The following is an 11,613-nucleotide window of genomic DNA, read 5'->3' as shown; positions in this document are numbered from 1 at the left end:
CCTCGGTCAATTAAAATTGGCTTGGGACGCCGCTTAACGTTAGGCAACAATAATTATGAATAACGATCCATTTCGAAACCCGACAGATACTGAAATAGCTAGCGCAGAAAGCAAACTGGGCATCAGTTTTCATGATGACTACCGATCATTTTTGAAGTCTGGCAGCGATGTTGCAAACGCTACCTTTGAGCCTGCGGTAATTTTACCCGGCTCTGGCCATCTTGATATCTTTGACATTGCTGAAACAGCCTGGAATGTCATGGGTCTTCCAAGAGACCTTTTGCCATTCATCGAGGATAATGGCGACTATTTCTGCATAGCAAAGACGGGTGAGATAATTTATTGGTCTCACAACGGCAGCACTAAGGAAGAATGGCCGAATCTTTCTGCATGGCACAAGCAGGTTTGTGTAGACCTTGAGTAACTGTGATAGCCTAAATAGTGGTTCAAATCGTTCGCTCCGCTCTCAGTGATGGGTTAAAGCCTGCCCCTTAGCCAAACGTTAACCCATACAAGCATTTAAAGCGGGACTGCTAACAGTTTGCTCGACTTCGCTTCGCTACACAATTTTAGCAAACGATTATCAGCCCCTTAAATGGGCGTTAAGCATTATGAGCAAATATCGAGATAAATTCGAATATCCGGAAAATCCAGCAAGTGCTGAAGACATTCAGGCTCTTGAGAAATGGTTAGGAACAGATCTTCCGAGTGAGTATAAGAAGTTCTTGCTTGAAACTAATGGGGCAGAAACTCCGATTGGCGTGCAAGAACCAGATGACTCAGTTGTGCTCTGGAGCGCTAAAGAGATATCCGAATTAACAGAAGCCTATTGCTACGAGCAATACTTGCCTGGGTTGGTTGCTATTGGTTCAGATGGTGGGGGAGAGTCAATTGTCTTCGATACCACACATAATATAAGTTCAGAAGACTGGCCAGTTTATAGGGTACCTTTCGGCGATTTAACGAAAGAGTCTATGGTATTGTTGGCGGAAAATTTCAATGAGTGGGTTTCCAGTGGTTATTCGCTCAAGTTCTAAAATGTTTAACAAGGCCAGTCAATCTGACCTCCGTAAACTGTCTTCTTTTTTGCAAAAAGACGTAAAAAAGCTTCCAACTCACTCCGGCAGTTGCTGACGGCGTTATGTTTAAAGCGGTAGAAATTAGAAAGAGGGCATCAATATGTCAGGAGAGCGAATATCGGGTGATGGAGAACGAGAACGATGTCCTGTACATGGGCATACGAGAAGGCTCTCTAGCAAAGAAATTAATGAGATTAAGCACGCTGTAGAAGTTGCTAACTCACAAGCTAAACGTAAGGGCATTACACCTAAAGATCCTCAAATTGGTCTTTTCAGTTGTAAATGTAATTGCTTCTATGTGAAAGTTGAATAATGGTCCGTCAATATGTTGATAGTATTATCAGAATGCGAACATAACAAATTGCTGCATCTGACATTTTTCCGTTCCTTCTTTTGTGTTTGATAACACAAAAGCTTCTACTCCAAAAATGCAACTGAGCAAGGCGTTACACCATAGAAATTTCTATGCGAAATTCACCTGTTATAGCTGATGACCTAACACGTTTTTGTCCCAAAGCATGCTACGTATTTCTTTAAAACAAACAGGTTTCGTCGATGCTAAACAGGTGAGCCATGGTGATTTGCGAGACGACCGTCCGCCCTATGGCCGCTCTTTGGCGTCCATGCCATCGCGGCATTTGTGAATCCTTTCACATCAGATGGGGCGGTCGAGCATCCACGGATGGACTGGCTGCGAGTCGACGAGCAAATACCATGGCAAGCACGTGTGAGTGGATATCAGCAAACGCTAAACTCCTCACAACTAAAATTATTGGTCCCCAAACACTCGTCTTCAAGACATATCTGTCCAAAAGTGAATTACGTTCAGTATCAAACCTGACTCATTTACCATTCATCGAACAACAAAGATAAAATATGTTTCGCCCATAAAAAAACATCGACCTAAGCCGATGTTTTATATCTACTAAGATGGTCGAACGTTAGCTGATTAAGCCTCTTTGAACGTGCTCCAAATGGGGGCATGATCTGAGGGTTTATCTATGCCGCGCAGATCGTAATCGACATCGGATTCGACTAAACGTGCTGCCAGTGAAGGCGTTGCTAAAATCACATCAATACGCAGGCCACGGTTGTCATCGAAACCTTTGCTGCGGTAATCGAACCAAGAATAACGTTCGATGCGCTCTGGGTGTAATTGACGGAAAGTGTCGATTAAGCCCCAGTCTTGTAAGGTTTTTAACCACTCACGCTCTTCCGGTTGGAAGCTACATTTGCCGGTTTTTAGCCAACGCTTACGATTGACTTCACCTATGCCTATGTCTAAATCGGTCGGCGAAATATTGATGTCACCTATGATGGCGATATCTTCATCGTTGCTGTGATTTGTCTGCAAGTAGTGCATTAAATCCTGATAAAACTTACGTTTAGCAGGATATTTTGTGGGGTGGTCTATGCTTTCGCCCTGGGGGAAATAGCCGTTGAACACAGTCAATGGACGACCATTCGCTTGGGTAAATGTGCCGATAATCATGCGGCGCTGGGCATCTTCATCATCGCTTGGAAAACCCTTTTGCAGTTTTTCTGGTGCGACTTTAGACAGCATGGCAACACCATAGTGAGCTTTACCGCCGTGGTAATGCACTTGATATCCCATGGCTTCGACTTCGGCTAATGGAAACGCCTCATCGTGCACTTTGGTTTCTTGCAGGCCGATAATGTCGGGCTGGTGGCTATCGATTAAGGCTTGCAATTGATGCAAGCGTGCCCGCAGACCATTGATGTTAAAGGACACTATTTTCATTAAGGCAGGACTCGTTTAAAGGGTTTAACCACAACACTTTGGTAAACGCCCGCTTCGATATAGGGATCGGCATCAGCCCAGTGTTTTGCTGCGACTAAGGATTCAAAATCTGCGACAACCAGTGAACCACTAAAGCCTGCATCACCTGGGTTTTCGCTGTCGATGGCTGGGTGTGGGCCAGCGATCAGTAAACGACCTTCATCGGCGAGGGCTTGCAGGCGAGCTAAATGGGCTGGGCGTGCGGCTAAACGTTTTTCTAAACTATTCTCAAAATCTTGAGCTGAAATCATATACCACATTATTTGAGTTCCTTGCGTTGATCTTCGGGAAGGTGTTTATAAAGATAAAATACGGTCAGGACAGTATTAATTAAGGTTAAAGCGGTTAAACCAAACACTTTAAAATTGACCCAAGTTTCTAATGGCAAACTAAAGGCGACATAAATATTGACTAGGCCACAAGCGGCGAAAAAGATCACCCAATACCAAGTTACGCGAGCCCAAATTTTGTCGTCTACTTGCATTTCTTTGCCTAACATCGACTTTAATATCGATTTATTGAGCAATTGACTGACACCTAAGGCGATGGCAAACAAACTATAGATAATGGTCACTTTCCACTTGATAAAAGAATCATCGTGAAACACTAAAGTGAGTGTGCCAAACACTGTCACCATCGCAAAGGTGATTAAGTGCATCTTTTCAAGTTTCTTATATAGCGCATAGGTCACGATCAATTGAAGCGCGGTGGCTGCGATCAATGCACCGCTGGCGATATAAATATCGAAAAATTTATAAACGGCAAAAAAGATGACGAGGGGCAGGAAATCAAGCAGTTGTTTCATAAATAATCATGTTAAAGAGACATGGGCTTGAGTGTAGCATGTGCAACATAAGGGCAAAAGCACCATGGGCCTAGGATTGCGATCTTGCCCATTAAATGGGTTTAATGGGCAAGTTAGACTTGTGCTTGTTTGGCGGCGTTTGTCTTAGCGTTAGGGCGACTTAGTAGTGGGCAATCGTGGCATTGGCCAGTGTTGGCGAGTTGATATCTTAGGCAGCAAGTACGCCGAATGCATTGGATGTTTGTGCTGCCTTCTTTTGGTTCAACAATCAAATTGATGCTGTTATACAGTGGATTTTGGGTGCCATCAAAAAAGGTCGTTCTGCGAAACAGAGCTTGCTTAAGTTGCTGACTCTGCTGCTGAGATAATCCCAACTCACCTAGATACCAGTGGATCAGATAGCCTAAGTGACTCCAATATAATTTAGCGGGCACGGGGCTCAAAGTGAGTAGGCGCTCAACACTCGGTTGCAGTAAGTTTAAGATAAAGCCTTGTAGGGCGAGTTCTTTATCAACTGGCGGCTTATATGAGGTTAATGGCGAGTGTACCTTAGTGTCTGTCTTGAAACTTGGCTTAGTGTTTATTTGGGAAAGTGGTTCGATGCCGTGGTGTTTTTTAAAGGTCAAAGCGGTATTTGGCTGTTGCTTTGTTATTTTAAATTCAAATTTTGCCACTCGGCCACTGGCGTGTACCTGCATAAACACGGACTGTGGCTGCCAGTGAATAGGCTCGAAATCGGCTTTTTTTGCGTTAAAAATCCACTCCATCACAGGCGGAACTAAAAGGCCAAAATACCATTGACCCCAAAGTGAATGCAGCGCTTTGCGAGTGTCTTTTCTACTGGCCGTAGCGCTTTTACTGACTAAGGCGCTTTTACTGGCGAAAGCGTGCGCTCGGCTGTTTGCAGCTGTTTTAGTCGCCTCGGTTTCAGTTTCACTCTGAGTTTCTGCGCTAGGGTGTGCGATGGCAAAACGTGCAATGAGTTTTTGATAAGTATCGACGTTACTCCATTCATCAAAACTGAGCCCTGTAGGTGACTGCGTTGCGCTAAGGAGCTCGCCATAGAAGGGTGCCCGTTGATGTAACAGCTGATTGAGTGACAAAATAGTTTGATTCAACGCGTTGTGGCTTGTCGCTGTATCGCATAATGTTTGCAGTCTGGTGTCTCTCCGTTGGCTTGCCATAGTGACTCCTTAATGGCTGTGATTGATTGCCGCTGTGATTTATAAGCCCCGCTATTATTGATAAGTCCAATAGATGAGGACCTTGTGGGCCCAAGATTTGGGCTCACAAGGGTTTTCGAACTATCTCAATAAAAGTCTGACTTAGAAGCGATAGTCCAAGGTTAAGCTGGCACTGCGCGGCGTACCGTATTGGAATTGGCTGTATTGACCGACTTGGCTGTAGTAGGTTTTATCTAAGGCGTTGTGCAGGTTGGCGCTAAGCTTAAGTTGCTCGGTGAAGGCGTAACTTGCCATCAGACTCGCCAGTGCATAGGAGCCTTGCTCTACTTCGACTTTGCCAAGTGGCGAATTAACCGTTTGGTAAACTCGGCTCTGCCAGTTAACCCCCGCACCAATTTGCAACTTATGCCAATCACCACCAAAGGTATAAGTGGTGAAGAGTTTTAACTGCTGACGTGGTGAGATGGTACTGATGCGTTTGCCTTTAGGATCTTCGCTAGTGAACTGGGTGTAGCCTAAGTAAACATTCCAGTCATCAGTGATTTTACCCGTCGATTCAAATTCGAATCCCTGTGTTTTTGTACCGTTTACGCCTTCATACACTTGCGTTGTCGTTCCTGGGATCACATCGCCAGTGCTGACTCCGACATTGTCTTGTCTGATCTCAAACACCGACAGCGACATATCTAAAGCCTCATCGAACAGGCTCGCCTTAATCCCGCCTTCGTAGTTTTTCCCTTTGACTGGATCTAGGTAGCTTTTATCGATTCTTTGCTTAGTTTGCGGTGCAAAAATGTCCGTATAACTGGCGTAGAGCGAATATTGCTCGGTCAGGGCGTAGGTGAGGCCGAAGTAAGTCGTGAGTTCGTTGCTGATGCTGAAATCGTAGCGGCTGCCAAAATTATCTTGGTCGGTTTCCCACTCATTGAGGCGTAATCCGACGAGGACAGCTAAAGCGTCGCTGAGATTAAGCTGAGTCGCTACATAGGCTGCACTCTGTTTGGTTTCGCCAAATGAACCCGTGGTATAAGTTTCCTTCCATTGAGGTTTTGGATATTGGAAGTTCGGATCGCGAAAATCCCCCAAAGGCGGTACTGCCGCAGTGGGATAATAGTAGGGATTGGCGAACTCTTGGCGTTGGCCATTCCAGCCAAACATCAATTGATGTTCCTGACCAAAGAGTTGGTATTGTCCTTCGGCGCGCAAATCCACATTGTGTTGGGTGCGACTGCCGTCGACATAGGCGATAGAGCCTGCAGTGGCGCCGATATTGGTTACAGGATCAGGATATCCCGTGGCCCATAGTACATCGAACTCCAATGAGTTATCGCCGTAGGTGTAAGTCCCTTTTAGGTTCCAACCATTATCTAATCTGTGTTCGAGACTCGCAAAGGTGTTGAGGCCTTGGGTATGCGCCGAGCCCCAATCGGGCGCCGTTGAAGTGGCACGATCATAATTAGTGCGACTGCCATCGCTGTAAAATAGCGGTAAACCGCCCGACATAGTGCCGCTCGGCGTAGCATCTTGGTAATCGACACCAAGGGTGAATAAGGTGCTATCGCCAATATCGGTTTCGACTATGCCGTATAGCGTTGTGCGCTGCTGCTCGTACCTGTCTTGGAACGAATCCTTATCTTGATAGGCGGCCACCACGCGACCGCGCACAGAACCCGAGTCATTTAAGCCGCTGGAAACATCGACCATACCGCGCACATTATTCCATGAGCCCACACTTAACGAGGTGTTGCCCATAAACTCTTGAGTCGGGCGTTTACGGATAAGGTTAATGGCCGCCGAGGGATTACCGGCTCCCGTCATGAGGCCAGTCGCGCCGCGTACCACTTCTACTCGCTCGTAGATGGCGGTGTCGATCAGATTATCCCCATAGTTGAAGCGGGTATCGTAGGTGGTGGGTACGCCATCGTACAAAATGCTGGTCACGGCAATGCCGCGGGCACTAATACTGTATCTGTCGTTATCCATTGGGCGGGCATTGATCCCCGCAACGCTGGTCATGGCATCAATGACACTATTAAGCTGTTGATCGTTCATCATCTGGCGGGTGATAGAAGTGACCGACTGCGGCGTTTCTAGATAGGATAAATCGAGCCCAGTTGCCGTGTTCATCGCTTGGGTTTTATAACGGTTGTCGTGTAAATCCTTAGCGCCAATGACATTGATGACTTCAATTTCTTTCTGGTGCTTTTTAGTTTTACTATCCGCATCGACAGTGTCAGCTGTGGCATGGGGAACCGTGGCTAACATGGCTGAGCACAGCAATAGCTTCGGGTTAACGAGGGCTTGCCGACAGACGAGTGCGATGCTGGAGAGAGGAAAAGTCTTCATAATGTTGATCTTTAATTCCGTTTAGGTTGGGGGTTAAACAAGCTGGGCCAACATTGGCCCAGCTAAAGTTTCGGGGTTATCCACTTTGTGGTGTGTTAACGTTTCCTTTGCTCAGCGCTGCTAAGCATAGGGCGCTTAAAGGCATGGCTTTGTCTAAAGGCCGCCAAGGGATTGTCGATGCCGCCGGCGAAACGCAGGTTTTTCTCCCTGTCGGCGAGGTCTATCATTTGTTGGTTATTATTCAATTGGATACGATTGAGGCACGTGCGTACAAAGCTGTCCTTAAACAGATCGTATTGGGCAAACTTGTCGGCCAAATGTGGATGCTGGGCTTGGTAATCACGTACATTGTCCGCCACTAACTCCCAGAATTGGCTTTCACTGACACTGGTTTGCTCATCGAGCAGCGGTGCTAAATAGCGGAAAATACAGTCAAAAATATCCAGTAAGATGTAGTTAAGCTTCATCTCTTCTTCAAGGCTCACCGCAAGGCGTTTTACATCATCAGGTAGCGGCTTCGCGCCATTGAGTACCGCGACTTCTTCGCCTATGTCTTTCATCAAAATCTTGACTGGCACATATTCATCGAGCACTAAGATCAGGTTTTCACCATGGGGCATAAAGACCAGATCGTAGGCAAAAAAGGCATGTAACAGCGGCGATAAATACAGGTTTAAGAAGCGACTGACCCAATCCTTTGCTGGCAAGCCTGAGGCGGCTATCAAGGCTGCAATAAGGGCCTTATCTTCATGATCCGTATGCAGTAGCGCAGCCATGGTCATCAGATTTTGCTTAGGCTCAATGTGTGGCAGTGGGCTTTCGCGCCACAGGGCAGAAAGCATTTTTTTATAGGCGCTATCTTGGGTGAGAGCCTGCTCGTAATAGGTGTGGTGATAACCTATGGCGGCAATTTCTTTGAGGATCACAAAGCCTTGTTGGGCAAAGTAAGGATCGTTTTCAACCAAGTTTGCAACCCACGCATTGATCTGCGGTGTGCAGCTCATGTAAAGGGGCGATAGACCACGCATAAAGCCCATATTAAGGATAGAAAGCGCGGTTTTGACGTAGCACTTTTGCGGTGATGCAAGATTGAAGAAAGTGCGTATCGATTGCTGCACTTGGTATTGCTCATTGCCTTCACCAAGATAAACCAGATCGCCACGGGCTATGTCGCCGGCAAAGACGCGGGCGATTTTTTCACGCCACTGCCAAGGATGCACTGGCATAAAGTAGAAGTCCTGTGGATCATGCTGCTGGGTTTTAAGACGTTGTTGGAAGTCAGTGAACTGCTGGCCAAGTTCCTCCTTGAGTAACGCGTCGTGACTCAAGTTTTCGAGGGCGGCAAACGTGGTTTTGTTTTTGCGGACTCCAAGCCAGACTAACTGCATCGGCATCGCGCTTTCAGGGGCAAATTGACGGTAATCCTGCATATCAAAACCAATCCGGCCATTATTGGCAATAAACACCGGATGACCTTCTGTCATACCCGCTTCTATGCTTTGATAATCAGCTCGCGCTAGCGTGGCTGCAGGAATCGCCTGATGCGCTAACTTGTATGCCTTACTGTAAAGGGTGCTAGTGATTTCCTCTAAATACGTGGGCAGTAAGGTTTCACTGATCCCTAAGTCATTTTTAAGGGAAATGATCAGCGACATCGCATCGAGGGTTTGTTCTTTGCCTGCAAGTGAAACGCGGATGGTATCGGCATCAATCGCGAGATGATCTAGCTGATAATGTCGTGCACTAAAATAATAAGTGCTGTCTTTGAGCCTGAGTTCATAGTGGTTGAGCCCCGTTTTTTGCCCGTACAGGGTCGGGGTAATGAGCTTCTCGTGGGTGAATTCGCAGAGGATTTTCTTCACTAAATGACGATTAGCCGCTTGCCAATAGGCGGGAGTCAAATGCTCCGGCATAGAAGTCGATGTTGTCGATAGCGCCGGGCTTTGTTGAGCATGTACTGCTTGATCATGATGATCTTGCGTTGGCAATGGGTTAATTAATAAGGCTTTTGTGGGTAAGTTCATCTAATTCACCTAAAGAGTCGATAATGTCATGGGAGAGATTGCAGATGCCGCGAGCGAGCTTGGCTTTGCTAGGGCTGGGCTTGCTAAGTTTGGCAGAGCAGACGGACTGATCTGAGCTTGGCTGGGCTGAGGTTGTTTGGGCTAGGCTCGTCAAAGAGGGCGTGCTCGATGGTCGAAGGCGCTGGGCCGCAGTGCAAAATCCGAGGAAAGCAGCTTTAGTGTTTAACTGAATCGCTTTTTCATAGCGAATGCCTATCAGGCTATTTAAGCGATGAATTTTGCTATTGAGTTGATCAGGTTCAACCACCAGGCGATTAAAGGCCAGTTTTTCAAGCACGAGCTGCGCTATCGCATCCATCACCTTCAAGGATAAGCCGCTGACGGGTTTGCCATCGGGCGGCGCGATAATCAGATGCATACCACAATCACCCGGCGCAACACGATAGTGCTGGCCGACTTCATCGTGGACGGGATCGTAGAGTTCCACCATAAATAGCGCTTTGGCCTGCCATTCACCTATCAAGGCAAACTTGTGTTCTGTTGTTGCTAACAGATTTTTTATGGCATCAAGGTTCAAGCCCTGCATACCCCAAAACTTGGCGTAATCTTGGTTAAACCAAGACTGTAGTGTTGGAATGTCTTGTGTAAGGTCTAACGCTCTGAGTTGGAAACCATTAATGCTCGAAATAGCGGATAGTTGCATTAAACATAGTTGCGTTAAACAATGGTTGCTAAATTGGCTTGCCATTATTATGCCTCCTGGTTCGGCGCCATTAAGACCGGCATATTGGTTCCCGCGCCTGAACTCACGGTTGAACTTGCGCCAGAACTTGGAATCTTGGTTGGAGGGATAGTTTGTGGCGCATCAACTTGAGTTTTTCTGTGCGGCGCCTTAGGAAAATGTCTTGGATTAAGCTCCAGCGTGTTAATTGCATTGGCGCCGCAGGGCTGATGACTGGCAAGTTTGGCCGGATCGAAGGTTTGAAACGCGATATGTTCCTCAATGTGGTAGGGCGCATAACCGAGCACGGCTTTTAAGATGGTGCCGTTGCGATAACAGCCCATACCCAGATCTGGAGAGCTTATCCCATGGGTATGAAAACCGACATTCTGGACAAAAATATCCCCTCGAATATCTATGCTGTAATCACGCTGCACGCTAAGTTGTCCGGCGTCATCGAATTCGACTTGTTGTTTAATACCACTGATAAACTCGGGTAAACGATAGTGGTAACCTGTGCCTAAAATGACGGCGCCCGTTTCTTGCTCAAAGGTGTGATTTTTTTCATTGTGGTGGAAATGCAACTTGAGCATATTGGCTTGGGGCTCGATATGAGTCAGCGCCGCATTCGTCATCAGTCGGCATTGAAAATCGGCCAATAGGCGCTTTTGATATAACAAATCGTAAATGTCGTTTATCAGCTCAGAATTTATTCCTTTGTAGAGTTGTTTCTGGCTGGCGATCAGTGAGCATCTTTGATTAGGGGTCAACTCGTGGAAGTAATCGACATAATCTGGCGAGGTCATCTCTAAAGTAAGCTTGGTATATTCCAAGGGATAAAAACGCGCTGATCGTGTCATCCAATTGAGTTGATAACCATAGGTATCAATATCTTGCAGTAGATCGTAAAACACTTCCGCCGCACTCTGGCCACTACCAATTACTGTGATGGCACTCTGACTCTGCAGGTAGGTTTTTTGCTGCATATAACTGGCGGTATGCATGACCCGTGCATCTTGGATTGGGCAATCCTTTGGTAGATAAGGTTCAGTGCCAGTGCCTAGCACTAGCTTTCGGCATTGATAGGTATGGGTTTTACCACTGCGCCTATCAAAACCTGTAACTCGATAAATACTTTCACCTGCGTTGTAATCCACTTGAGTGACCTTAAAACCAAATTTAAGGTTGCTGAGTTGTTGGCTCACCCATTGGCAATACAAGTTGTATTCGTGGCGGGGTAAAAAGAAATTCTCACGAATATAAAAGGGATAAAGTCTGCCCGTTTGCTTGGCAAAATTAAGGTAGCTGTAGCGGCTGGTGGGATCGGCCATAGTCACCAGATCCGACATAAAGGGTGTTTGCAATCTTGAGGATTTGAGTAGCATGCCTGGATGCCAGTCAAAACTGGTTTTAGCATCTAAAAATAAGCAGTTAAAGCCGTCAATAGGTTCTGATAAGGCGGCGAGGCCAAGATTGAATGGGCCAATGCCTATGCCAAGTAGATCAAAGATTTCGCGATCCATTTCCCTTTGCTGTGTACTCACTTACGCCTCCTTGGCAACATGCTACTGCGCGTTGCCGATCCAGTAATCAGTTACCTAAGGACGCAAACCAAAGTGAATGCGGTTATCAAAATAGACTGTTTGGCTATTT

10 protein-coding genes are annotated in these 11,613 nt (G+C 46.5%); 2 read left to right on the top strand and 8 right to left on the bottom strand.

Features of this window, described 5'->3' with window-relative positions; translation table 11 throughout:
* Positions 1 to 55: 55 nt before the first annotated feature.
* Complete coding sequence (locus L5M18_RS09210) at positions 56 to 424, top strand: SMI1/KNR4 family protein (RefSeq protein ID WP_028761011.1); 369 nt, start codon at positions 56 to 58, stop codon at positions 422 to 424.
* 187 nt (positions 425 to 611) lie between these two features.
* Positions 612 to 1,037, top strand: a complete 426-nt coding sequence (locus L5M18_RS09205) for an SMI1/KNR4 family protein (RefSeq protein WP_105252108.1) — start codon at positions 612 to 614, stop codon at positions 1,035 to 1,037.
* A gap of 991 nt (positions 1,038 to 2,028) precedes the next feature.
* On the opposite strand, the gene xthA is transcribed toward L5M18_RS09205, so the two are convergent.
* The 8 genes from xthA to L5M18_RS09165 form a co-directional block, all read right to left on the bottom strand.
* Positions 2,029 to 2,841 carry an exodeoxyribonuclease III gene (gene xthA, locus L5M18_RS09200; protein WP_028761009.1) on the bottom strand — a complete coding sequence of 271 codons (813 nt, stop codon included), beginning with the start codon at positions 2,839 to 2,841 and terminating at the stop codon, positions 2,029 to 2,031.
* The gene (locus tag L5M18_RS09195; RefSeq protein WP_028761008.1) at positions 2,841 to 3,140 is read right to left on the bottom strand and encodes a YciI family protein; all 300 of its coding nucleotides are present in this window, start codon (positions 3,138 to 3,140) and stop codon (positions 2,841 to 2,843) included. The genes xthA and L5M18_RS09195 overlap by 1 nt, the downstream gene beginning before the upstream one ends.
* Entirely contained in the window at positions 3,140 to 3,685 is a 546-nt protein-coding gene (locus L5M18_RS09190; RefSeq protein WP_028761007.1) for a septation protein A, read from the bottom strand. Before L5M18_RS09190 ends, L5M18_RS09195 begins: the two co-directional genes overlap by 1 nt.
* A 113-nt stretch (positions 3,686 to 3,798) precedes the next feature.
* Positions 3,799 to 4,869 carry a siderophore-iron reductase FhuF gene (gene fhuF, locus L5M18_RS09185; protein ID WP_263196653.1) on the bottom strand — a complete coding sequence of 357 codons (1,071 nt, stop codon included), beginning with the start codon at positions 4,867 to 4,869 and terminating at the stop codon, positions 3,799 to 3,801.
* Between the two features lie 141 nt (positions 4,870 to 5,010).
* The gene (locus L5M18_RS09180) at positions 5,011 to 7,215 is read right to left on the bottom strand and encodes a TonB-dependent siderophore receptor (RefSeq protein ID WP_263196652.1); all 2,205 of its coding nucleotides are present in this window, start codon (positions 7,213 to 7,215) and stop codon (positions 5,011 to 5,013) included.
* Positions 7,216 to 7,310: 95 nt separating this feature from the next.
* Positions 7,311 to 9,239, bottom strand: a complete 1,929-nt coding sequence (locus L5M18_RS09175) for an IucA/IucC family protein (protein ID WP_263196650.1) — start codon at positions 9,237 to 9,239, stop codon at positions 7,311 to 7,313.
* Positions 9,208 to 9,987: a GNAT family N-acetyltransferase gene (locus L5M18_RS09170; protein WP_411569269.1), complete on the bottom strand. Its 780-nt coding sequence runs from the start codon at positions 9,985 to 9,987 to the stop codon at positions 9,208 to 9,210. Before L5M18_RS09170 ends, L5M18_RS09175 begins: the two co-directional genes overlap by 32 nt.
* Before the next feature lie 2 nt (positions 9,988 to 9,989).
* Positions 9,990 to 11,504 carry a lysine N(6)-hydroxylase/L-ornithine N(5)-oxygenase family protein gene (locus tag L5M18_RS09165; protein ID WP_263196649.1) on the bottom strand — a complete coding sequence of 505 codons (1,515 nt, stop codon included), beginning with the start codon at positions 11,502 to 11,504 and terminating at the stop codon, positions 9,990 to 9,992.
* Positions 11,505 to 11,613: the final 109 nt, after the last annotated feature.

Origin of the sequence: Shewanella sp. SM20 (assembly GCF_025654545.1) — a bacterium.
GTDB lineage: Bacteria > Pseudomonadota > Gammaproteobacteria > Enterobacterales > Shewanellaceae > Shewanella > Shewanella oncorhynchi.
The sequence above is the reverse complement of the archived record's forward strand: the minus strand, read 5'-3'. Positions and strand labels throughout refer to the sequence as shown.